General features: G+C 55.0%; 19 protein-coding genes and 5 tRNA genes. 17 read left to right on the plus strand and 7 right to left on the minus strand.

Annotation, left to right across the window (positions count from 1 at the left end):
* Positions 1-18 precede the first annotated feature (18 nt).
* From ABFI50_RS10055 to ABFI50_RS10070, 4 genes are all read right to left on the minus strand, one after another.
* Positions 19-957, minus strand: coding sequence for a sugar kinase (locus ABFI50_RS10055; RefSeq protein WP_248217226.1), 939 nt, complete (start codon positions 955-957; stop codon positions 19-21).
* 3 nt (positions 958-960) lie between these two features.
* The gene (locus ABFI50_RS10060; protein ID WP_179120424.1) at positions 961-1,710 is read right to left on the minus strand and encodes a sugar phosphate isomerase/epimerase; all 750 of its coding nucleotides are present in this window, start codon (positions 1,708-1,710) and stop codon (positions 961-963) included.
* Positions 1,711-1,813: 103 nt separating this feature from the next.
* The gene (locus ABFI50_RS10065) at positions 1,814-2,830 is read right to left on the minus strand and encodes a LacI family DNA-binding transcriptional regulator (RefSeq protein WP_014882049.1); all 1,017 of its coding nucleotides are present in this window, start codon (positions 2,828-2,830) and stop codon (positions 1,814-1,816) included.
* Between the two features lie 144 nt (positions 2,831-2,974).
* Positions 2,975-3,637: an OmpA family lipoprotein gene (locus ABFI50_RS10070; RefSeq protein ID WP_010426241.1), complete on the minus strand. Its 663-nt coding sequence runs from the start codon at positions 3,635-3,637 to the stop codon at positions 2,975-2,977.
* A gap of 212 nt (positions 3,638-3,849) precedes the next feature.
* Between ABFI50_RS10070 and ABFI50_RS10075 the strand changes: the two genes are divergently transcribed.
* Entirely contained in the window at positions 3,850-6,129 is a 2,280-nt protein-coding gene (locus tag ABFI50_RS10075; protein WP_347486106.1) for a molybdopterin guanine dinucleotide-containing S/N-oxide reductase, read from the plus strand.
* Here the strand turns inward: ABFI50_RS10075 and ABFI50_RS10080 are convergent.
* The gene (locus ABFI50_RS10080; RefSeq protein ID WP_032635359.1) at positions 6,092-6,538 is read right to left on the minus strand and encodes an N-acetyltransferase; all 447 of its coding nucleotides are present in this window, start codon (positions 6,536-6,538) and stop codon (positions 6,092-6,094) included. The genes ABFI50_RS10075 and ABFI50_RS10080 overlap by 38 nt on opposite strands.
* Positions 6,516-7,097 carry a DNA-3-methyladenine glycosylase I gene (gene tag / locus ABFI50_RS10085; protein WP_347485978.1) on the minus strand — a complete coding sequence of 194 codons (582 nt, stop codon included), beginning with the start codon at positions 7,095-7,097 and terminating at the stop codon, positions 6,516-6,518. Before tag ends, ABFI50_RS10080 begins: the two co-directional genes overlap by 23 nt.
* Before the next feature lie 162 nt (positions 7,098-7,259).
* Between tag and ABFI50_RS10090 the strand changes: the two genes are divergently transcribed.
* The 9 genes from ABFI50_RS10090 to dppF all read left to right on the plus strand — a co-directional run bounded on the left by ABFI50_RS10090 (position 7,260) and on the right by dppF (position 17,839).
* Entirely contained in the window at positions 7,260-7,958 is a 699-nt protein-coding gene (locus ABFI50_RS10090) for an autotransporter domain-containing protein (RefSeq protein WP_014882053.1), read from the plus strand.
* Between the two features lie 238 nt (positions 7,959-8,196).
* Entirely contained in the window at positions 8,197-9,399 is a 1,203-nt protein-coding gene (locus ABFI50_RS10095) for an MFS transporter (protein WP_014882054.1), read from the plus strand.
* A 236-nt stretch (positions 9,400-9,635) separates the two neighbouring features.
* Positions 9,636-11,330, plus strand: a complete 1,695-nt coding sequence (gene eptB / locus ABFI50_RS10100) for a kdo(2)-lipid A phosphoethanolamine 7''-transferase (protein WP_014882055.1) — start codon at positions 9,636-9,638, stop codon at positions 11,328-11,330.
* 91 nt (positions 11,331-11,421) lie between these two features.
* Positions 11,422-11,498, plus strand: a tRNA-Pro gene (locus tag ABFI50_RS10105).
* 620 nt (positions 11,499-12,118) lie between these two features.
* Positions 12,119-13,726, plus strand: coding sequence for a dipeptide ABC transporter periplasmic-binding protein DppA (gene dppA / locus ABFI50_RS10110; RefSeq protein WP_014882056.1), 1,608 nt, complete (start codon positions 12,119-12,121; stop codon positions 13,724-13,726).
* 177 nt (positions 13,727-13,903) lie between these two features.
* Entirely contained in the window at positions 13,904-14,923 is a 1,020-nt protein-coding gene (gene dppB, locus ABFI50_RS10115) for a dipeptide ABC transporter permease DppB (protein WP_014882057.1), read from the plus strand.
* Between the two features lie 9 nt (positions 14,924-14,932).
* A complete protein-coding gene (gene dppC, locus ABFI50_RS10120; protein ID WP_014882058.1) occupies positions 14,933-15,835 on the plus strand; it encodes a dipeptide ABC transporter permease DppC in 903 nt (300 codons plus the stop codon).
* A gap of 10 nt (positions 15,836-15,845) precedes the next feature.
* Positions 15,846-16,829: a dipeptide ABC transporter ATP-binding protein gene (dppD, locus tag ABFI50_RS10125; RefSeq protein ID WP_047026817.1), complete on the plus strand. Its 984-nt coding sequence runs from the start codon at positions 15,846-15,848 to the stop codon at positions 16,827-16,829.
* Positions 16,826-17,839: a dipeptide ABC transporter ATP-binding subunit DppF gene (dppF, locus tag ABFI50_RS10130; RefSeq protein ID WP_023331759.1), complete on the plus strand. Its 1,014-nt coding sequence runs from the start codon at positions 16,826-16,828 to the stop codon at positions 17,837-17,839. Before dppD ends, dppF begins: the two co-directional genes overlap by 4 nt.
* A gap of 42 nt (positions 17,840-17,881) precedes the next feature.
* Here the strand turns inward: dppF and coaA are convergent, their stop codons facing one another.
* The gene (gene coaA / locus ABFI50_RS10135) at positions 17,882-18,832 is read right to left on the minus strand and encodes a type I pantothenate kinase (protein WP_014882061.1); all 951 of its coding nucleotides are present in this window, start codon (positions 18,830-18,832) and stop codon (positions 17,882-17,884) included.
* A gap of 317 nt (positions 18,833-19,149) precedes the next feature.
* Between coaA and ABFI50_RS10140 the strand changes: the two genes are divergently transcribed.
* The 7 genes from ABFI50_RS10140 to nusG all read left to right on the plus strand — a co-directional run bounded on the left by ABFI50_RS10140 (position 19,150) and on the right by nusG (position 22,055).
* Positions 19,150-19,225, plus strand: a tRNA-Thr gene (locus tag ABFI50_RS10140).
* An 8-nt stretch (positions 19,226-19,233) separates the two neighbouring features.
* Positions 19,234-19,318 (plus strand) — tRNA-Tyr (locus tag ABFI50_RS10145).
* 117 nt (positions 19,319-19,435) lie between these two features.
* Positions 19,436-19,510, plus strand: a tRNA-Gly gene (locus tag ABFI50_RS10150).
* 6 nt (positions 19,511-19,516) lie between these two features.
* Positions 19,517-19,592 (plus strand) — tRNA-Thr (locus ABFI50_RS10155).
* 118 nt (positions 19,593-19,710) lie between these two features.
* Positions 19,711-20,895: an elongation factor Tu gene (gene tuf / locus ABFI50_RS10160; RefSeq protein ID WP_013094997.1), complete on the plus strand. Its 1,185-nt coding sequence runs from the start codon at positions 19,711-19,713 to the stop codon at positions 20,893-20,895.
* A 229-nt stretch (positions 20,896-21,124) separates the two neighbouring features.
* Positions 21,125-21,508, plus strand: coding sequence for a preprotein translocase subunit SecE (gene secE / locus ABFI50_RS10165; RefSeq protein ID WP_013094999.1), 384 nt, complete (start codon positions 21,125-21,127; stop codon positions 21,506-21,508).
* Between the two features lies 1 nt (position 21,509).
* Positions 21,510-22,055, plus strand: a complete 546-nt coding sequence (gene nusG, locus ABFI50_RS10170; protein ID WP_003862341.1) for a transcription termination/antitermination protein NusG — start codon at positions 21,510-21,512, stop codon at positions 22,053-22,055.
* Positions 22,056-22,172 lie beyond the last annotated feature (117 nt).

The following is a 22,172-nucleotide window of genomic DNA, read 5'->3' on the forward strand; positions in this document are numbered from 1 at the left end:
CCCACGGGGAGAGGGAATTTACATGCCGAGCTGTGCTCGTGTCGGTAATCCTTCGCTGTCGCCCTGCACCTGAATGGCCAGTGAGCCAATCTTGTTGCCTCGTGCAACCGCCTGCTGCAGCGGTTTGCCTTCCAGCAGCGCGCTAATGACGCCCACGGCAAAGCCATCGCCCGCGCCGACGGTGTCGACGACATTCTCGACCTTCACCGCCGCGACCGCGCCTTGCTCGCCTTCGGCTGTTTTAAACCATGCGCCATCGGCGCCGGTTTTCAGCACCACCGCTTTTACCCCTTTATTCAGGTAGAAGTCAGCAATGCCTTCCAGTGTATTTTTGCCGGTCAGGATCATCCCTTCTTTCAGGCCCGGCAGAACCCAGTCCGCCCTGAATGCCAGCCGGTTAAGCTTCTCGATCATTTCCGCTTCGCTTTTCCACAGCACCGGGCGCAAATTTGGATCGAAAGAGATCGTTTTGCCCAGCGACTTCATGGTCGTTGCCGCATGATCCAGCAGCGAATACGAGCTGGCAGAGAGTGCCGCCGCCACGCCGCTCAGGTGCAAATGGCGCGCGGAGGCAAAATAATCGGCGTGGTAATCTTCTACGGAGAGATGGCTGGCGGCCGACCCTTTACGGAAATACTCCACAATGGGATCGGTTCCATTTTCAACTTTAGACTTAAGCTGAAAGCCGGTGGGGAAGCGTCCGTCGAGCGTGACGCCTGCGGCATCAATCCCCTCTTTTTTCAGCGAATCGATAACGAAGTGGCCAAAGCTGTCATCGCCCACGCGGCTGACCCAGCCGACGTTCAGGCCCAGACGCGCCAGGCCGGTTGCGACGTTCAGCTCTGCGCCCGCCACGCGTTTGATAAAGTGCTCTACCGCGCTCAGCTCGCCCGTTTCGGTGGCGACAAACATTGCCATGGCTTCGCCAATCGTGATGACATCCAGCGTCTTGTGCATGATTTACTCCTCGCGCAGCAGGTTGACGTAATGGCGGGTAACGGCGGTTAAATCCGCCCCTTCCAGCGGGAACTCGATACCGCGCGGGGCATCGGCAGGCAGCTGGCCAAGCAGATCCAGCCAGCGGGAATCGGCACTATCCGGCGCGACGGCGCGGAAGTTATCTTTATGCGGAACGGCGGCTTTAACGTGGATATAGCTCACGGCAGGCGCCAGATGACGCGCGGCCTCTTCCGGGGAGTCACCGACCCACAGCCAGTTGCCCATGTCAAAAGTCAGCGTGACGGGAAGCGCCCTTTCGCGACAGGCGGCCTGAAAGCGTTGCATCGGTGCAAGCTGGCCGCAGTCGGTCTGATCGTTTTCCACAACCAGCGCGATACCGCTGGTATTGAGCAGAGTACGTAAGGCATCGAGAGGCTGCGTGTCGCTAAAATGGCCCAGGGAAACCTTCAGCCACAGCGCGTTCAGGGTGCTGGCTTCTGAGAGATACCGCGGCAGGTCCGGGTTGAGGGTGCCATCGGGCATAAACAGGGCGGCAGGTGCTGAGTAACACGCCAGCAGGCCCAGAAGCTCAATGGACTCACCGAGCGCAGGCAGCGCCAGTAACTCTTCGCTATTGAACAGCTCGCGGCGGATCTCCACGCCGTCGGCGCCTGCACCCGCAATAACGGGAAGCATCGCCCGCTGACCGCCCGCCTGTCGCACCTGCTCCGCGCCATACGCGGCGGTGACCACCATGATTTTCCTGCCCATCTTCGGACTCCATCGCAACATATCAGTACTATTACGCTAGATGGAACCGGTTCCAAAGAAAAGCTCAGGATGTCGAATTTATGATCGCTATCACAAGGGGAAATTAACGTGCGGTGGAGCCGCGGACGATCAGCTCGCCGGAGAAGACCTGCTCGCGTACGGCCTCACTGGTGCCTTCAATACGACGAACCACTTGTTCTACAGCAGCATAGCCAATCTGCCAGGTGGGCTGTTTGAGGGTGGTAATGCCGACGCCAGCCAGCTCCGCCCACTCCAGTTCATCAAACCCCAGCAGACCGATATCGCTGCCCCAGTGCAGGCCAATACGCTTGAGTGAGCGGGCAACCTGCAGGGTTAGTGCCCCGTTGGCGGAGATAACGGCTTTGCGCATCCCGCGATGGCGCGTGTGGAACTGGCGTAGGGTATTGTCGAGCTGATCGGCTTCGTGAAGCGGCGTTTCGGCATTTTCGGCGATCACGCCAGGATAACGCGCCAGCGTGGCACGAAATGCAGCCAGCCGATCGCGTCGGGTATTTACCATGCCCAGCGGTTCGCTCAGAAAGAGAATCGCCTCGAAACCTTGTTCAATCAGATGCTCGGTCGCGGTCGTGGCAGCCTGGGTGTTATCCAGCCCGACCACATCGCAGGCGAATTCCGGGATTTTACGGTCGATGAGGACCATGGGCAGGGAGGATTGCTGCAGACGGTTCAGCCCCTCTTCACGCATGCCCACCGCGTTGACCACAATCCCTTCCACCTGGTAGCTGCGCAGCAGATCGAGATAGTGCAACTCCTGGTCGACCTCGTTGTTGGTATTACAGACCAGAGGCGTAAAACCTTTTTCGCGGCAGGCGGCTTCGATACCGCTCAGCACGTTTACAGAGTAGGGGTTAGTGATATCCGCGATGATAAGTCCGATAAGGCGGGTGCGGCCACGTTTGAGCCCGCGGGCCATCAGGCTGGGGCGGTAGTCGAGATCGGCAATAGCCTGTTCAATACGCGCCAGCAATGCATCGGACAATAGATGTTTCTCGCCGTTAAGGTAGCGCGAAATGCTAGTTTTACCGGTTCTGGCGGCTTTCGCCACGTCGCTGATGGTGGCCCGGGCTGGTTTGCTCATCACTGATTTCCCTGAATTTAGTGAGAATACCTTAACGGGAAAATCGGACGAATCAAGTAATTTGCCCGGTGGCGCTGCGCTTACCTGGGGTGCGGGCTGGTGCCCTCACCCCAACCCTCTCCCACGGGAGAGGGAGAAATGCGATTACTGAATTGGACTCAACGTAATCTCTACGCGACGGTTCTGCGCTTTACCTTCCGCCGTGCTGTTGCTGGCGATAGGGTTGGCAGGGCCCATGCCGCTGGTGCGGATGCGGTTCGCTTCCACACCCTGGGCGATCAGCGAGCTGGCAACGGAATCCGCGCGCTGCTGTGACAGACGCATGTTCAGATCCTGGCTGCCGGTGCTGTCGGTGTAGCCAATCACGTTCACGGCGGTCTTGTTGTACTCTTTCAGCACCATCGCCACGCCGGTCAGCGTGTTCGCACCCGCTGGTTTCAGCGTTGCGCTGCTGCTATCAAAGGTCACGTTGTTCGGCATGTTCAGAATGATGTTATCGCCGCTGCGCGTCACGCTTACGCCGGTTCCCTTCATTTTGTCACGCAGTTTTGCTTCCTGCACATCCATGTAATAACCGACGCCGCCGCCCAGTGCTGCCCCCGCCGCTGCGCCAATCAGCGCGCCTTTACCGCGGTCTTTTTTGGAGGAGGAGAGTGCTCCAACGCCTGCGCCGACCAGCGAGCCGATACCTGCGCCGATGCCGGATTTACCCGCTTCGCGCTCACCGGTATAAGGGTTGGTTGTGCAGCCAGAAACAGCCAGTGCACCGCTCACCAGAGCGGCAATAACGAGTACGCGTTTTTTCATCTTCTTTCCTTAATCCTTTTTATTCTTTGCCACGGCGTGCGTGGCAGTTGATTATGACGTCCAGATACGGAGAAAATTCCGGGTATAACTCTGAAATTTGTGACAAACCATAAACGGCCTCAGCAAGAAGGCCGTAAAACCTGCACGCAACCAGGAGCGCACGCTTGAGCACCTCAACGAAAACCATTCTGACCGCCGCCCACTGGGGGCCGATGCTGGTCGAAACCGATGGCGAAAATGTTTTGTCGTCCCGCGGGGCACTGCCAACACAACATCCCAACTCTTTACAGACCGTCGTTCGCGATCAGGTGCATAGCAAAACGCGCGCGCGCTGGCCGATGGTGCGTAAAGGTTTTCTGGCTTCGCCGGACAAGCCGCAGGGTATTCGCGGCCAGGATGAGTTTGTTCGCGTGAGCTGGGATGACGCGCTGGCGTTGATCCACGCCCAGCATAAGCGCATCCGCGAACGTTACGGCCCATCGTCCATTTTTGCCGGATCTTACGGCTGGCGTTCGAACGGCGTGCTGCATAAGGCGTCGACGCTGCTGCAGCGTTACATGAGCCTGGCGGGCGGTTATACCGGACATCTGGGAGATTATTCCACTGGCGCTGCGCAGGCGATCATGCCGTACGTGGTCGGCGGCAACGAAGTTTACCAGCAGCAGACCAGTTGGCCGCTGGTGCTGGCGCATACCGATGTGGTGGTGCTCTGGAGTGCCAACCCGCTTAACACGTTGAAAATTGCCTGGAATGCCAGTGACGAGCAGGGCATTGGATATTTCGACGCGCTGCGCAAAAGCGGCAAGCGCATCATCTGCATTGACCCGATGCGCTCTGAAACCATGGATTTCTTCGGCGACAGCGCCGAGTGGATTGCGCCGCATATGGGCACCGACGTGGCAATGATGCTGGGTATCGCCCATACGCTGGTGGAGAACGACTGGCACGACAGTGACTTCCTCACCCGCTGCACCTCCGGCTTTGACCAATTTGCCGACTATCTCACGGGGCAATCCGACGGGGTGGCTAAAACCGCAGAATGGGCGGCAGGAATTTGTGGTGTTTCTGCTGACAAAATTCGCGAACTGGCCGCGTTATTCCATGACAACACCACGATGTTAATGTCCGGCTGGGGGATGCAGCGCCAGCAGTTTGGCGAGCAGAAGCACTGGATGCTGGTCACGCTTGCCGCCATGCTCGGGCAGATCGGTACGCCGGGCGGCGGTTTTGGTCTCTCCTATCATTTTGCCAACGGCGGAAACCCAACGCGCAAAGCGGCGGTGCTGGCTTCTCTGCAAGGTTCGGTGGCAGGCGGCGTGGATGCCGTGGATAAAATCCCGGTGGCGCGAATCATTGAAGCCCTGGAAAACCCGGGCGGTTTTTATCAGCACAACGGTCTGGACCGCCATTTCCCGGATATTAAATTTATCTGGTGGGCGGGCGGGGCGAACTTCACGCACCATCAGGATACCAATCGCCTGATCCGCGCCTGGCAAAAGCCGGAGTTGGTGGTGATTTCCGAGTGCTTCTGGACCGCTTCGGCCAAACATGCGGATATTGTGCTGCCGGCGACCACGTCGTTTGAGCGTAACGATCTCACCATGACCGGCGATTACAGCAACCAGCATATGGTACCGATGAAGCGCGTTGTGGCGCCGCGCGATGAAGCACGTGATGATTTTGACGTGTTTGCTGAACTGAGCGAGCGGTGGGAAGCGGGCGGTCGCGAACGTTTTACCGAAGGGAAAACGGATCTGCAATGGCTGGAGACGTTTTACCAGATCGCCGGGCAGCGCGGTGCGGCGCAGGGCGTAACGCTGCCGCCATTTTCTGCGTTCTGGGAAGCGAACCAGTTGATCGAAATGCCGGAAAGCGAACAGAACGCGCAGTTCGTCCGTTTCGCTGATTTCCGCCGCGACCCGGAGAACCATCCGCTGAAAACCGAGAGCGGCAAGATTGTGATCTACAGCGAGCGCATCGCCAGCTTTGGCTATACCGATTGCCCGCCACACCCTTCCTGGCTGGAGCCAGACGAGTGGCACGGCAACGCCCAGCCGGAGCAGCTGCAGGTGTTATCTGCTCATCCCGCACATCGTCTGCACAGCCAGCTTAACTACTCCTCACTGCGCGAGCAGTATGCGGTCGCCGGGCGAGAGCCGATCACGCTGAATACCCATGACGCTAAAGCCCGCGGGATTGCGGACGGCGATGTGGTGCGCGTCTGGAATCATCGTGGTCAGGTGCTGGCAGGGGCGGTGGTCAGCGACGGGATTAAACCGGGCGTGATCTGTATTCACCAGGGCGCATGGCCCGATCTTGAGCCTGCCGAGGGGGGGATCTGTAAAAACGGGGCGGTTAACGTGCTGACCAAAGATCTCCCCAGCTCGAAGCTGGGGAACGGTTGTGCAGGGAATACGGCGCTGGCCTGGGTCGAGAAATACCAGGGGCCTGAGCTTACCTTAACGGCGTTTGATCCGCCTGCCAGCTCATAATCCAGGTCGGGTGCTGGGTATCGTCCTGCCAGGCGCTGTCTTCGATGCGAAAGCCCTGTGCATGATAGAAATTCACCGCCCGGACGTTTTTCTGATAGACCTCCAGGCTTAAATGCGGGAAGCGCTGTTGAACATGGTTCAGCAGCGCGCCTCCAATACCTTGCCCGATATACGTTGGCCTGACGAACAGCGCCCCCACAAACTGCGACTTTATAATGCTAATAAAACCACGCAGCGTACCGTCCTCTTCCCACACCCAGGTTTCCGCTGCAGGGAGGTAGACCTCCCGCACCATGGCTTCGTTCTCCTTCCAGTAGCTTGCGCTGATGAACGGGTGCGCTTCGGTGGTGCTTTCAAGCCACAGGCTCAGGAGCGGATCGGCATTGTCACTTTGCCACTTGCGGATCATGTTGCCTCCCCGGATGACAGAAGCAGCCGGTAACATGGTCATTGACCAGGCCACAGGCCTGCATAAAGGCGTAGCAGATGGTGGAGCCGACAAACTTAAAGCCGCGCTTTTTGAGGGCCTTAGAGAGCGCGTCCGACTCCAGCGTGGAGGCCGGGATCTCCGCCAGCGAGGTGGCCTGAGTGAGCTGCGGCGTGTTATTCACAAACGACCAGACAAACGCAGAGAAGGGCTCGCCGTTTTGCTCCATCGCCAGGTAAGCGCGGGCATTGCCGATGATGGCCTGGATCTTACCGCGATGGCGGATGATGCCAGCATCCTGCACCAGGCGTTCTACGTCTTCATCGGTCATGGCGGCGACGGCGACGGGGTCGAACTGGTGAAAGGCTTTGCGGTAGTTTTCACGTTTCTTCAGTACCGTAATCCATGACAATCCCGCCTGCTGTCCCTCAAGGCAGATCATCTCAAAAAGTTTTCTGCCCCCCGTCTCCGGCACGCCCCATTCCCGATCGTGATAGTCGATATAAAGCTGATCCTGGCTTACCCAACCGCAACGTTCCATCCGTTATCTCCCTTACTGATGCTGATTTCGCAAAATTTTCATTCCGTCTGTCTTGACGTGCCTCGTATAAAGACAATAGTTAATACAGGGCCATATGCCCGAGAAATGCTTCCTGAATAACGACAAATATCGCCGAATTCGGCTCTCTCTGGGGTCGCGTTGATGATGATAAAAAAAATCAGTGGTCGCCATGCTGTTTCTGGCCTGGTGGGGATTTCAGCCTGCCTGTTGTTTTGTCATACAGCGTCTGCCTGGCAACAGGAATATATCGTTTCAGACGCCCAAAATAATACGGCGGAACGCTATACATGGGACGCGGATCACCAACCGCGTTATGAAGATATTCTTGCTGAGCGTATTCAGTCTTCGCAAAATTTGCCTGGGCTTGCCCTGGCTGTTCCCTCAGGTGCCACCACGGACGCGGCGATGAGCCTGGGATGGAATTTTCCGGTTTCAGCGCGGATCACCACCGGTCCGGTGATGTCCTGGCGGTATGACGGTTCGACGCCGATGATGATCAATGAGTTTGGCGATAGCGCGACGACGCAGACGCTCGCCGATCCGCTCTGGCATGCCAGCGTGAGCACGCTAGGCTGGCGCGTAAATACTCAGTACGGCGATCTTCGTCCCTGGGCGCAGGTGAGCTATAACCAGCAGTTTGGTGAAAACCAGTGGAAATCGCAGTTTGGCATGCCGCAAACGCCGGCCCCTGCTCAAAACGGTAACTGGATGGATGTCACTGTTGGAACGGATATGCCTTTTAATACGCACATGGCGGCGTATGCGTCGCTGGCTCAGGGGGAACGCACCACGACCGGTGAAGAGTTTCTCTATACCCTGGGGGTGAGCGCGAATTTTTAATGTTGTTACTTTTTTAAACGTAGCGATAACATCTCGAAAACAATAATCACAGGCTTTACAGCGATAGCAGGTACTAACCTGCTGTCGCTTTGTTCCCCGGCAAGGTCATTCATTCCCGATTCCAGGCATTTCATTCCGTTTCTCCTGCATTTCATGCCGTTTTACCCCATCACTGATAGGGTTTTGTTTATCGTTGCCCTCAGCGAATTCTTCTAATTTCTGTTGCAGGACAACGGCCATGAACACATCAACTTATAACCGTACGCGTTGGCTCACGCTCTTTGGCACCATCGTCACCCAGTTCGCGCTGGGATCGGTCTATACCTGGAGTCTGTTTAACAGTGCGCTTTCCGACAAACTTGGCGCACCGGTCAGCCAGGTGGCGTTTTCTTTTGGTCTGCTGAGCCTGGGACTGGCGATCTCGTCTTCCGTCGCGGGCAAGCTGCAGGAGCGTTTTGGCGTGAAGCGCGTGACCATGGCGTCCGGCATTTTGCTCGGTCTGGGCTTCTTCCTGACGGCGCATTCCAGCAACCTGATGATGCTGTGGCTGAGTGCTGGCGTCCTGGTGGGCCTGGCAGACGGTGCGGGCTATCTGCTGACGCTGTCGAACTGCGTGAAGTGGTTCCCGGAGCGTAAGGGGTTAATCTCCGCCTTTGCCATTGGTTCTTATGGCCTGGGCAGCCTCGGCTTTAAGTTTATTGATGCCCATCTGCTGGCGTCCGTTGGCCTCGAAAAGACCTTCATGATCTGGGGTGCCATCGTGCTGGTGATGATTCTGTTCGGTGCCACGCTGATGAAAGATGCCCCGCAGCAGGAAGTGAAATCCGTTAACGGCGTGGTGGAGAACGACTTTACGCTGGCGCAGTCCATGCGCAAACCGCAGTACTGGATGCTGGCGGTGATGTTCCTGACGGCCTGCATGAGCGGTCTGTACGTCATTGGCGTGGCGAAAGATATCGCCCAGGGAATGGTGAAACTGGATGCGGCAACCGCGGCGAATGCGGTGACGGTTATTTCCATCGCCAACCTGTCTGGTCGCCTGGTGCTGGGGATCTTGTCCGACAAGATTGCCCGTATCCGCGTCATTACGATAGGGCAGGTGGTCTCTCTGGTGGGGATGGCGGCGTTACTGTTCGCCCCGCTGAATGAAGCGACATTCTTTGCAGCAATTGCCTGCGTGGCCTTTAACTTTGGCGGCACCATTACCGTCTTCCCGTCGCTGGTAAGCGAGTTCTTTGGCCTGAATAACCTGGCGAAAAACTACGGGGTTATCTATCTCGGCTTTGGGATCGGCAGTATCTGCGGCTCGCTGATTGCCTCGCTGTTCGGCGGGTTCTACGTGACCTTCTGCGTGATATTTGCTTTGCTGATTATTTCGCTGGCACTGTCCACGACGATTCGTCAGCCGCAGCGTGAAGTCTATAAAGAAGCGCATGCCTGATTTAATGAAGAGAGGCCGCAGGGCCTCTTTTTTATCTCTGCATTGCTTTCGGACTTGTTATTTTGTAAAAATCTTCATCGATCACATTCTCTGCTGCCACTTTTCTTTCCCGCTGTGGTCTACTTATCGCGCTTGTGGACCTTTCTGATAACGGTTTCTCTCGCACCAACTTACTCTGTCTGCTTTCTCGATGAGATTCGGCGGGTCTTTATACCCCTTCCCCCAGGGTTGTTTGCATGAAATATATTAGGTCTCTTACCCAGCAACGATTGTGTCTGATGCTGGCTGTCTATATCGGTTTGTTTCTGAATGGCGCGGTGCTGTTCAGAAGAGTGGAAGGTTATTTTGAACACCTCACCGTAAGAAATGGAATTTTTGCCGCGATTGAAGTGTTTGGTTCCGTTCTGGCAACCTTCTTCCTGTTACGCCTGCTCTCACTTTTTGGCCGACGTACCTGGCAAATTCTGGCCTCGCTGGTGGTGATTATCTCTGCCGCCGCAAGCTATTACATGACGTTCATGAACGTCGTCATCGGGTACGGTATCGTGGCGTCGGTGATGACCACGGATATCGATCTTTCAAAAGAGGTGGTCGGTAAAGGCTTTATCGTCTGGACGGTGTTAACCTGCCTGATCCCGCTCTTCTTTATCTGGAGTAATACCTGCCGCTATACCTTATTACGCCAGTTGCGTACGCGCGGGCAGCGGGTACGCAATATCGTTGTCGTTTTGCTGGCCGGACTGCTGGTATGGGCGCCTATTCGCTTAATGGAAAAACAGCAAAAACGAATTGAAAAAGCGACGGGCGTTGATATGCCAAGTTATGGCGGTGTAGTGGCTAACTCGTATCTGCCGTCTAACTGGCTCTCGGCATTAGGTCTTTATGCCTGGGCACAGGCGGACGAATCGAGTGATGTGAAATCGCTGATTAACCCGACAAAAAAATTCACCTATCAGGCACCTGCTGACGGACTGGATGATACTTACGTCGTGTTTGTTATCGGTGAAACAACACGCTGGGATCATATGGGTATTCTCGGTTACGACCGTGATACCACACCAAAACTGGCTCAGGAAAAGAACCTGGTGGCCTATCGCGGCTACTCTTGCGATACCGCGACGAAGCTCTCATTGCGCTGTATGTTTGTGCGTGAAGGCGGTGCGAGTGATAACCCACAACGCACGCTGAAAGAGCAAAACGTGTTTGCCGTGCTGAAGCAGCTTGGATTTAGCTCTGACCTGTTCGCGATGCAAAGTGAGATGTGGTTCTACACCAATACGCTGGCGGATAACATCGCGTACCGTGAGCAGATTGGCGCCGAGCCCCGCAACCGCGGTAAAAACGTCGACGATATGCTGCTCCTTGAGGAGATGTCTGAGTCTCTGAAGAATCATCCGCAGGGCAAACATCTCGTCATTCTGCATACAAAAGGGTCACATTACAGCTATTACCAACGTTACACGCGCGACTTTGCAAAGTGGCAACCTGAGTGCGTCGGTATTAATAAAGACTGCAGCAAGCAGGAACTGATCAATGCCTACGATAACTCGGTACTGTATGTTGATACCTTCCTGAGCCGCGTGATTGACCAGCTGCGAGACAAGAAAGCGATTGTTATCTATGCGGCAGATCACGGTGAATCCATCAATGAGAAAGAGCATTTGCACGGTACACCGCGCAAGCTGGCACCGCCGGAGCAGTTCCGCGTGCCGATGATTATGTGGATGTCGGATAAGTATCTGGAAAACCCTGACAAAGCCGCAATGTTTGCTCATCTGAAAAAAGAGGCGGAGATGAAGGTGCCACGTCGCCACGTTGAACTGTACGACACCATTATGGGTTGTCTCGGCTATACCTCACCAAATGGTGGAATTAACGAAAACAACAACTGGTGTAAACTCCCTGATAGCACCGCAAAAGCCGCGCAGTAACTGCTCTGGCGAGAATATCGCCAGTTGAATGGCTTTTTGAAAATAAGGGATTGACGGGGGCGCACCTCAGCAGTAAGATGCGCTCCGCATTCGGCGAGTAGCGCAGCTTGGTAGCGCAACTGGTTTGGGACCAGTGGGTCGGAGGTTCGAATCCTCTCTCGCCGACCACATTCTGAAAAGGGCTAACCGCAAGGTTAGCCCTTTTTGCATTATGACCTTAGCCCGCCAGAGTCACCAAAACGCCCCTTATCCTGGCTTCTCCCTGCCTGTTAACGATTTTGTGACATAATCCATTGTATTTTTTTATATATAGATTGATCTTTTTTCGCGTTGCTTATGGATAACCTCAGCATTTTTCGCTGTGCGTTTTAACGTTCGCGGTATTTAGTGCTCAGATAATCACCATTCTGCAAGAAAATTTACCCATTCTGAATAAAAGTTAATCACTGATTGTTGCGAAATATGAAGATATTTGTGCTGCAAGATGGCGAGTAGCATAAATTTCCCTGCTGAAAACTGGCATACATAGTTTTTTTAATCTTTGTTTGCGGTTTCTCACACTCCACGTAAATCCCCGTCACCTGTATTGACGTTTTCACATTCTGTTGACAGATTGTAGGGCATGAGGGGCATTTCAGGGACGATCTGCGCTGCAACTCAAACGCTCTTCTGAAAGGATTCTCCATCCCTTTACTGCCTTCGGGCACCACCGACCGGACCGGGTAAAAAATAAATAAAGGTCTGGCGGCGTAACACAACAAAGCAAAACATCACATTGGAGCAGAATAATGAGTATTTCCTTGAAGAAGTCAGGGATGCTGAAGCTTGGTCTGAGCCTGGTGGCTATGACCGTGGCAGCAAGCGTACAGGCAAAAACCCTGGTTTACTGTTCTGAAGGCTCGCCGGAAGGCTTTAACCCACAGCTCTTTACCTCTGGCACGACGTACGACGCAAGCTCTGTACCGATCTATAACCGTCTGGTTGAATTCAAAACCGGCACCACCGAAGTGATTCCGGGTCTGGCTGAGAAGTGGGACGTCAGCGAAGACGGTAAGACCTATACCTTCCACCTGCGTCAGGGCGTGAAGTGGCAGGACAGCAAAGAATTTAAACCAACGCGTGACTTTAACGCCGACGACGTTGTGTTCTCCTTCGACCGTCAGAAAAATGCCCAGAACCCGTACCACAAAGTGTCGGGTGGCAGCTATGAGTACTTCGAAGGGATGGGTCTGCCTGACCTGATCTCAGAAGTGAAAAAAGTGGACGATAAAACCGTGCAGTTCGTGCTGACGCGTCCGGAAGCGCCATTCCTGGCTGACCTGGCCATGGACTTCGCCTCTATTCTCTCTAAAGAGTATGCGGACAACATGCTGAAAGCCGGCACGCCTGAGAAAGTGGACCTGAACCCAATCGGTACCGGCCCGTTCCAACTGCTGCAGTACCAGAAAGACTCCCGTATTCTGTATAAAGCCTTCCCGGGCTACTGGGGCACCAAGCCGCAGATCGACCGTCTGGTCTTCTCCATCACGCCTGATGCGTCCGTGCGTTATGCAAAACTGCAGAAAAACGAATGTCAGGTGATGCCATACCCGAACCCGGCTGACATCGCGCGCATGAAGCAGGATAAGAACATTAACCTGCTGGAACAGGCGGGCCTGAACGTGGGCTACCTCTCCTTCAACACCGAGAAGAAACCGTTTGATGACGTGAAGGTGCGTCAGGCGCTGACCTACGCGGTGAACAAAGAAGCGATCATCAAAGCCGTTTACCAGGGCGCAGGCGTTGCAGCCAAGAACCTGATCCCACCAACTATGTGGGGCTATAACGATGACGTTAAAGACTACAGCTACGATCCTGAGAAAGCGAAAGCGCTGCTGAAAGAAGCGGGCCAGGATAAAGGCTTCACCGTTGAGCTGTGGGCGATGCCGGTACAGCGTCCGTACAACCCGAACGCACGCCGTATGGCGGAAATGGTTCAGGCTGACTGGGCGAAAGTTGGTGTACAGGCCAAGATCGTGACCTACGAGTGGGGCGAGTACCTGAAGCGCGCCAAAGCGGGTGAGCACCAGGCGGTGATGATGGGCTGGACCGGTGACAACGGGGATCCGGACAACTTCTTCGCTACCCTGTTCAGCTGCGCGGCGGCGAAAGACGGTTCTAACTACTCTCGCTGGTGCTACAAGCCGTTTGAAGACCTGATCCAGCCGGCGCGTGCGACCGACGATCACAACAAACGTATTGAGCTGTACAAGCAAGCGCAGGTTGTTATGCACGATCAGGCTCCGGCGCTGATTGTTGCTCACTCCACCGTGTATGAGCCAGTGCGTAAAGAAGTGAAGGGCTATGTGGTTGATCCACTGGGCAAACACCACTTCGAAAACGTATCGGTTGAATAATTAAAAGCAACGCCAGGCGGCGTTGCGCTTGCACTGGCCTACGGTATGTAGGCCGGGTAAGCGTAGCGCCACCCGGCAGCAGTGCTTTATTTCCTCTCTGAAAGGAGAGGGGATAAGATTTGTGAGCAATACAGACGTCACGCCACTGGTCGTGCGTCATCAGAGAGAATCCGGGTTATGTTGCAGTTCATCCTCCGACGTCTGGGACTTGTTATCCCGACGTTTATCGGTATCACCCTTCTCACTTTTGCCTTCGTCCATATGATCCCCGGCGACCCGGTAATGATTATGGCGGGCGAGCGTGGTATCTCCCCTGAACGTCATGCGCAGCTTCTGGCTGAACTCGGCCTCGATAAGCCGATGTGGCAGCAGTACCTCCATTATATCTGGGGCGTGTTGCACGGTGACTTAGGGATTTCGCTGAAAAGCCGTCTTCCGGTGTGGGACGAGTTCGTGCCGCGTTTTAAAGCGACACTGGAGCTTGGCGTCTGCGCCATGATTTTCGCCACTGCGGTGGGTATTCCAGTTGGGGTACTGGCTGCCGTTAAACGTGGCTCAATTTTCGACCACACCGCTGTTGGCCTGGCGCTGACCGGCTACTCCATGCCTATCTTCTGGTGGGGCATGATGCTGATTATGCTGGTTTCGGTGCAGCTTAACCTGACGCCCGTTTCCGGGCGCGTCAGCGATATGGTTTTCCTCGACGACACCAATCCGTTGACCGGCTTTATGCTGATTGATACGGCTATCTGGGGTGAAGAGGGGAACTTCATCGATGCCGTCGCGCATATGATCCTGCCAGCCATGGTGCTGGGCACCATCCCTCTGGCGGTGATTGTGCGTATGACCCGTTCCTCCATGCTGGAAGTGCTGGGCGAAGATTACATCCGTACCGCACGCGCCAAAGGGTTAACCCGTATGCGCGTCATCATCGTACATGCGCTGCGTAACGCCATGCTGCCGGTGGTGACCGTTATTGGTCTTCAGGTGGGTACGTTGCTGGCAGGGGCTATCCTGACCGAAACCATCTTCTCCTGGCCCGGCCTTGGACGCTGGTTGATTGATGCGCTGCAACGCCGTGACTATCCGGTCGTGCAGGGCGGGGTGCTGCTGGTCGCGACGATGATTATCCTCGTCAACCTGCTGGTCGATTTGCTGTACGGCGTGGTGAACCCGCGTATTCGTCATAAGAAGTAAGGGGCCATCATGTCACACGTTTCAGAAAACAAAGTGGTTGCTGCACCGGTTCCGATGACACCGCTGCAGGAGTTCTGGCACTACTTCAAGCGCAATAAAGGTGCGGTAGTAGGGCTGGTGTATGTCGCAATCATGATCCTGATTGCGGTGTTTGCGAACTTCCTCGCACCTTATAACCCTGCGGATCAGTTCCGCGATGCGCTGCTTGCGCCTCCTGCGTGGCAGGATGGCGGTAGCCTGGCACACCTGCTGGGTACCGATGATGTAGGCCGCGATGTGCTGTCGCGTCTGATGTACGGTGCGCGTCTGTCGCTGCTGGTTGGCTGCCTGGTGGTGGTGCTGTCCCTGATTATGGGGATTGTGCTTGGTCTGGTGGCGGGTTACTTCGGCGGCATCGTCGATAACATCATTATGCGTGTTGTCGACATCATGCTGGCGCTGCCAAGCCTGCTGCTGGCGCTGGTGCTGGTGGCGATCTTCGGTCCGTCTATCGGTAACGCCGCGCTGGCGTTGACCTTCGTGGCGCTTCCTCACTACGTGCGTTTAACCCGTGCGGCGGTGCTGGTGGAAGTGAACCGCGACTACGTCACCGCGTCTCGCGTGGCGGGGGCGGGGGCGATGCGCCAGATGTTCGTCAATATCTTCCCGAACTGCCTTGCGCCGCTGATTGTTCAGGCGTCGCTCGGTTTCTCAAACGCCATTCTTGATATGGCCGCTCTTGGCTTCCTGGGCATGGGTGCGCAGCCACCAACACCGGAGTGGGGCACGATGCTCTCCGACGTGTTGCAGTTCGCACAAAGCGCCTGGTGGGTTGTCACCTTCCCGGGTCTGGCAATCCTGCTGACGGTGCTGGCATTTAACCTGATGGGTGATGGCCTGCGTGATGCGCTTGATCCCAAACTGAAGCAGTAAGAGGCACGAGATGGCGTTATTAAATGTAGATAAATTATCGGTGCACTTCGGAGACGAAGGCACCCCATTTCGCGCCGTGGACCGCATCAGCTACAGCGTAAATCAGGGCGAAGTGGTGGGTATTGTCGGGGAATCCGGTTCCGGTAAGTCGGTGAGCTCACTGGCGATTATGGGGCTTATCGATTATCCCGGCCGCGTGATGGCGGAAAACCTGCAGTTCAATGGTCAGGATCTGAAGCGCATTTCCGAAAAACAGCGCCGCCAGCTGGTGGGCGCGGAAGTGGCGATGATTTTCCAGGACCCGATGACCAGCCTTAACCCGTGTTACACCGTCGGCTTCCAGATTATGGAAGCGATAAAGGTGCATCAGGGCGGTAATAAGAAAACCCGTCGCCAGCGCGCGATCGATCTGCTGAATCAGGTGGGTATTCCTGACCCGGCATCGCGTCTGGACGTCTACCCGCACCAGCTCTCTGGCGGGATGAGCCAGCGCGTGATGATCGCGATGGCGATTGCCTGTCGGCCAAAACTGCTGATTGCGGATGAACCGACGACGGCGCTGGACGTGACCATTCAGGCGCAAATCATCGAACTGCTGCTGGAGTTGCAGCAGCAGGAAAATATGGCGCTGGTCCTGATTACGCATGACCTGGCGCTGGTGGCCGAAGCGGCGCACAAAATCATCGTGATGTATGCAGGCCAGGTCGTCGAGACCGGAAGTTCGCACGATATCTTCCGCGCACCGCGTCACCCTTATACGCAGGCTCTGCTGCGTGCGCTGCCGGAGTTTGCCCAGGATAAAGCGCGCCTGGCGTCACTGCCGGGTGTGGTGCCGGGTAAATATGACCGTCCGCAGGGCTGTCTGCTTAACCCGCGCTGTCCGTATGCGACGGACAAATGCCGGGCGGAGGAGCCAGAGCTGAACCAGCTTGCTGACGGCCGTCAGTCGAAATGCCACTACCCACTCGATGATGCCGGGAGGCCAACACTATGAGTACGCAACAGGCCACCACGCAACAACCGCTGTTGCAGGCCATCGACCTGAAAAAACACTACCCGGTGAAGAAGGGGATTTTTGCCCCTGAGCGCCTGGTGAAAGCGCTGGACGGCGTCTCCTTTACCCTCGAGCGCGGCAAAACGCTGGCGGTGGTTGGGGAGTCGGGCTGTGGTAAATCTACGCTGGGCCGTCTGTTGACGATGATTGAAGTCCCGACCGGCGGTGAACTTTATTATCAGGGGCAGGATCTGCTCAAACACGATCCTCAGGCGCAGAAGTTGCGTCGTCAGAAAATCCAGATTGTGTTCCAGAACCCGTACGGTTCTCTGAACCCGCGTAAAAAAGTGGGACAGATTCTGGAAGAGCCGCTGCTCATTAACAGTAATCTGAGCAAAGAGCAGCGCCGCGAAAAAGCGCTGGCGATGATGGCGAAGGTCGGCCTGAAAACCGAGCATTATGACCGCTACCCGCATATGTTCTCCGGCGGCCAGCGTCAGCGTATTGCCATCGCCCGCGGCCTGATGCTCGACCCGGACGTGGTGATTGCCGATGAGCCCGTCTCCGCGCTCGACGTTTCCGTGCGTGCGCAGGTGCTGAACCTGATGATGGATCTCCAGCAGGAACTGGGACTCTCTTACGTGTTCATCTCCCACGATCTGTCGGTTGTCGAACACATTGCGGATGAAGTGATGGTGATGTACCTGGGGCGCTGCGTGGAGAAGGGGAGCAAAGACCAGATCTTTACTAACCCGCGTCACCCGTATACCCAGGCCCTGCTGTCTGCGACGCCGCGTCTCAACCCGGACGATCGCCGTGAGCGTATTAAGCTGACGGGTGAGTTGCCAAGCCCGCTGAATCCGCCTCCTGGGTGTGCATTTAACGCCCGCTGCAGTCGCCGCTTTGGTCCCTGCACGCAGCTGCAGCCGCAGCTGAAGGATTATGGTGGTCAACTGGTCGCCTGTTTCGCGGTCGATCAGGATGAAAATGGCGAGAAGCCACATGCATAAAGAAAAAAACCGGCGTTAAGCCGGTTTTTTATGTCTGCGCAATTATTTCCGCAAGCGAATCTGGTCGACTGCGTGCTTCTCGCTCTTGGTGAGGATCAGACTTGCGCGTTCGCGCGTCGGCAGGATGTTCTCTTTCAGGTTCACGTAGTTGATCTCATTCCACAGCCCCGTCGCCACCTTAATGGCCTCTTCTTTTGACAGCTGCGCATAGTTATGGAAGTAAGAGTCAGGATCGGTGAACGCGCCTTCCCGGAACTTCAGGAAGCGGTTGATGTACCAGCTCTGGAGAAGATCTTCCGGCGCATCAACATATATAGAGAAATCGACGAAGTCTGAAACGAACACATGATGTGGGTCATGAGGATAATCCATCCCGCTCTGCAGGACGTTTAACCCTTCCAGGATCAGGATATCCGGCTGGACCACCGTTTTATCCCCATCCGGAATACGATCGTAGATCAGGTGTGAATAGACCGGTGCCGTGACGTGAGGCACCCCGGATTTCAGGTCAGAGACAAATTTCACCAGACGGTGCATATCATAAGAGAGCGGGAAGCCTTTCTTCTTCATTAGCCCGCGTTCTTTTAATACTTCGTTCGGGTGCAGGAAGCCGTCGGTGGTAATTAACTCAACGCTGCGGTGTTCAGGCCAGCGGCTCAACAGCGCCTGCAATACGCGCGCGGTGGTGCTTTTACCCACGGCCACGCTGCCCGCAATGCTGATGATATAAGGAATGCGCTGACCGTTCGTTCCGAGGAACTGCTCCAGTACCGCCTGACGGCGCAGGTTGGAGCTGATATAGAAGTTAAGCAAGCGAGAAAGGGGAAGATAAATTTCTGCCACCTCTTCCAGGGACAGATCTTCGTTTATCCCTTTTAACCGTGCGATTTCACCTTCCGTCAGCGTCATAGGGACGGAATCACGCAGGGCAGCCCACTGGCTGCGGTTAAAGTGAAGATAAGGCGTCATTAACGTTTGCTCTTTTTTGCTCATAAGCATGCTTCAGTGAGCCAGCTCAATACTGCCGGATCGTGGCTCATCACACAGTTAATTTTGGACAATGGGCAGGAGGTTAACACCAGATGGCAGGAATAATAAGAAAAAAGATGGAAAGCGCTACGTTACGCGGAAGCCGTCACGCTACGGTGTATCCCGTGCAAACGACCCTTGCATGTTGATTATTTGACCGCGAATGACTACTTTTACAGCGCTTAGTATGCTGTTCGCATAAAATGTGAGCGAAAGAACGTTTTATGCAAATTTTTAGTTGCATGACCGCGCAGGTATCCATAGAATGCGCGCTACTTGATGCCGACTTAGCTCAGTAGGTAGAGCAACTGACTTGTAATCAGTAGGTCACCAGTTCGATTCCGGTAGTCGGCACCATCAAGTCCGGTGGGGTTCCCGAGCGGCCAAAGGGAGCAGACTGTAAATCTGCCGTCACAGACTTCGAAGGTTCGAATCCTTCCCCCACCACCACTTTCTGGCAGCGTAAATGCCGCCGGAGCTGGTTGGAAAAATTAGCCAGCTCAAACTGAAAAAGAGAGAAATCTCTTTTTTTGTTACAGAAAGAACTGGGTAGCCGAGTTTCAGGATGCGGGCATCGTATAATGGCTATTACCTCAGCCTTCCAAGCTGATGATGCGGGTTCGATTCCCGCTGCCCGCTCCAATACGTGCTGATATGGCTCAGTTGGTAGAGCGCACCCTTGGTAAGGGTGAGGTCCCCAGTTCGACTCTGGGTATCAGCACCACTTCACTTCTCCTTCCCGTTTCTCTCTGTTTCAATTTTACTGTATTCAACAATTCAGGCATTTCGCCTGGTTGATGTGGTGATATCACCGATTTATCCGTGTCTTAGAGGGACAATCGATGTCTAAAGAAAAGTTTGAACGTACAAAACCGCACGTTAACGTCGGTACTATCGGCCACGTTGACCATGGTAAAACAACGCTGACCGCTGCAATCACTACCGTTCTGGCTAAAACCTACGGTGGTTCTGCTCGTGCATTCGACCAGATCGATAACGCACCAGAAGAAAAAGCTCGTGGTATCACCATCAACACTTCTCACGTTGAATACGACACCCCGACTCGCCACTACGCACACGTAGACTGCCCAGGCCACGCCGACTATGTTAAAAACATGATCACCGGTGCTGCGCAGATGGACGGCGCGATCCTGGTTGTTGCTGCGACTGACGGCCCAATGCCTCAGACTCGTGAGCACATCCTGCTGGGTCGTCAGGTAGGCGTTCCTTACATCATCGTGTTCCTGAACAAGTGTGACATGGTTGATGACGAAGAGCTGCTGGAACTGGTAGAGATGGAAGTTCGTGAACTGCTGTCTCAGTACGATTTCCCAGGCGACGACACCCCAATCGTTCGTGGTTCCGCGCTGAAAGCGCTGGAAGGCGACGCTGAGTGGGAAGCGAAAATCATCGAACTGGCTGGCTACCTGGATTCTTATATCCCAGAACCAGAGCGTGCGATTGACAAGCCATTCCTGCTGCCAATCGAAGACGTATTCTCCATCTCCGGTCGTGGTACCGTTGTTACCGGTCGTGTAGAGCGCGGTATCATCAAAGTTGGTGAAGAAGTTGAAATCGTTGGTATCAAAGAGACTGCGAAGTCTACCTGTACTGGCGTTGAAATGTTCCGCAAACTGCTGGACGAAGGCCGTGCTGGTGAGAACGTTGGTGTTCTGCTGCGTGGTATCAAACGTGAAGAAATCGAACGTGGTCAGGTTCTGGCGAAGCCAGGCTCAATCAAGCCACACACCAAGTTCGAATCTGAAGTGTACATCCTGTCCAAAGACGAAGGCGGCCGTCATACTCCGTTCTTCAAAGGCTACCGTCCACAGTTCTACTTCCGTACAACTGACGTGACCGGTACCATCGAACTGCCAGAAGGCGTTGAGATGGTAATGCCAGGCGACAACATCAAGATGGTTGTGACTCTGATCCACCCAATCGCGATGGATGACGGTCTGCGTTTCGCAATCCGTGAAGGTGGCCGTACCGTTGGCGCGGGCGTGGTTGCTAAAGTTCTCGGCTAATTGCTGATAACATTTGACGCAATGCGCAATAAAAGGGCATCATTTGATGCCCTTTTTGCACGCTTTCAGATCAGAACCTGGCTCATCAGTGATTATTTTTGTCATAATCATTGCTGAGACAGGCTCTGCAGAGAGCGTATAATCCGAAAAGCGAATGAGCATTTCGATTTGGTTTGCCTCGCAATCGCGGGGTGAAAATGTTTGTAGAATACTTCTGACAGGTTGGTTTATGAGTGCGAATACCGAAGCTCAAGGGAGCGGGCGCGGCCTGGAAGCGATGAAATGGGTAGTGGTAGCCGTTCTGCTGATCGTAGCGATTGTCGGCAACTACCTTTATCGTGACATTATGCTGCCGCTACGCGCGCTTGCAGTGGTAATTCTGATTGCTGCAGCGGGTGGTGTCGCGCTGTTGACGACGAAAGGCAAAGCGACTGTCGCTTTTGCACGCGAAGCGCGTACCGAAGTCCGCAAGGTGATTTGGCCGACTCGCCAGGAAACATTGCACACCACGCTGATTGTAGCGGCGGTTACCGCTGTAATGTCACTGATCCTGTGGGGACTGGATGGTATTCTGGTTCGCCTGGTATCCTTTATCACTGGCCTGAGGTTCTGAGATGTCTGAAGCCCCTAAAAAGCGCTGGTACGTCGTTCAGGCGTTTTCCGGTTTTGAAGGCCGCGTAGCAACGTCGCTGCGTGAGCATATCAAATTACACAACATGGAAGAGTTATTTGGCGAAGTTATGGTTCCGACCGAAGAAGTGGTTGAGATCCGTGGCGGCCAGCGTCGCAAAAGCGAGCGCAAATTCTTCCCGGGTTACGTGCTGGTTCAGATGGTTATGAACGACGCGAGCTGGCACCTGGTGCGCAGCGTACCGCGCGTGATGGGCTTTATCGGCGGCACGTCTGACCGTCCGGCGCCAATCAGCGACAAAGAAGTTGATGCGATTATGAACCGCCTGCAGCAGGTGGGTGATAAGCCGCGTCCGAAAACGCTGTTTGAGCCGGGTGAAATGGTTCGTGTTAATGACGGTCCGTTTGCTGACTTTAATGGTGTGGTTGAAGAAGTGGACTACGAGAAGTCCCGCCTGAAAGTCTCCGTCTCTATCTTCGGTCGTGCGACCCCGGTAGAACTGGACTTTGCTCAGGTAGAGAAAGCCTAAGCAGCGATCAAAAAAGCGACGATTTAATCGTTGCACAAGGCGCGAGATTGGAATACAATTTCGCGCCTTTTGTTTTTATGGGTCTCGGCCCGTAAAACGAATTTTATTCACGGGGAG

The sequence above is a fragment of the Enterobacter sp. HNDS-6 genome, assembly GCF_039850505.1.
Taxonomy (GTDB): Bacteria; Pseudomonadota; Gammaproteobacteria; order Enterobacterales; family Enterobacteriaceae; genus Enterobacter; species Enterobacter kobei.

Bases quoted from the DNA above. Each gene is read 5' to 3' on its own strand.
- eptB (WP_014882055.1), top strand. From the start codon at position 9,636: ATGAAATATATTAGGTCTCTTACCCAGCAACGATTGTGTCTGATGCTG.
- dppC (WP_014882058.1), top strand. From the start codon at position 14,933: ATGTCACACGTTTCAGAAAACAAAGTGGTTGCTGCACCGGTTCCGATG.
- ABFI50_RS10090 (WP_014882053.1), top strand. From the start codon at position 7,260: ATGATGATAAAAAAAATCAGTGGTCGCCATGCTGTTTCTGGCCTGGTG.
- ABFI50_RS10080 (WP_032635359.1), bottom strand. From the start codon at position 6,538: ATGATCCGCAAGTGGCAAAGTGACAATGCCGATCCGCTCCTGAGCCTG.
- dppB (WP_014882057.1), top strand. From the start codon at position 13,904: ATGTTGCAGTTCATCCTCCGACGTCTGGGACTTGTTATCCCGACGTTT.
- dppD (WP_047026817.1), top strand. From the start codon at position 15,846: ATGGCGTTATTAAATGTAGATAAATTATCGGTGCACTTCGGAGACGAA.
- tuf (WP_013094997.1), top strand. From the start codon at position 19,711: ATGTCTAAAGAAAAGTTTGAACGTACAAAACCGCACGTTAACGTCGGT.
- ABFI50_RS10070 (WP_010426241.1), bottom strand. From the start codon at position 3,637: ATGAAAAAACGCGTACTCGTTATTGCCGCTCTGGTGAGCGGTGCACTG.
- ABFI50_RS10055 (WP_248217226.1), bottom strand. From the start codon at position 957: ATGCACAAGACGCTGGATGTCATCACGATTGGCGAAGCCATGGCAATG.
- nusG (WP_003862341.1), top strand. From the start codon at position 21,510: ATGTCTGAAGCCCCTAAAAAGCGCTGGTACGTCGTTCAGGCGTTTTCC.
- secE (WP_013094999.1), top strand. From the start codon at position 21,125: ATGAGTGCGAATACCGAAGCTCAAGGGAGCGGGCGCGGCCTGGAAGCG.
- ABFI50_RS10060 (WP_179120424.1), bottom strand. From the start codon at position 1,710: ATGGGCAGGAAAATCATGGTGGTCACCGCCGCGTATGGCGCGGAGCAG.
- ABFI50_RS10075 (WP_347486106.1), top strand. From the start codon at position 3,850: ATGCTGGTCGAAACCGATGGCGAAAATGTTTTGTCGTCCCGCGGGGCA.
- ABFI50_RS10095 (WP_014882054.1), top strand. From the start codon at position 8,197: ATGAACACATCAACTTATAACCGTACGCGTTGGCTCACGCTCTTTGGC.
- tag (WP_347485978.1), bottom strand. From the start codon at position 7,097: ATGGAACGTTGCGGTTGGGTAAGCCAGGATCAGCTTTATATCGACTAT.
- dppA (WP_014882056.1), top strand. From the start codon at position 12,119: ATGAGTATTTCCTTGAAGAAGTCAGGGATGCTGAAGCTTGGTCTGAGC.
- coaA (WP_014882061.1), bottom strand. From the start codon at position 18,832: ATGAGCAAAAAAGAGCAAACGTTAATGACGCCTTATCTTCACTTTAAC.
- dppF (WP_023331759.1), top strand. From the start codon at position 16,826: ATGAGTACGCAACAGGCCACCACGCAACAACCGCTGTTGCAGGCCATC.
- ABFI50_RS10065 (WP_014882049.1), bottom strand. From the start codon at position 2,830: ATGAGCAAACCAGCCCGGGCCACCATCAGCGACGTGGCGAAAGCCGCC.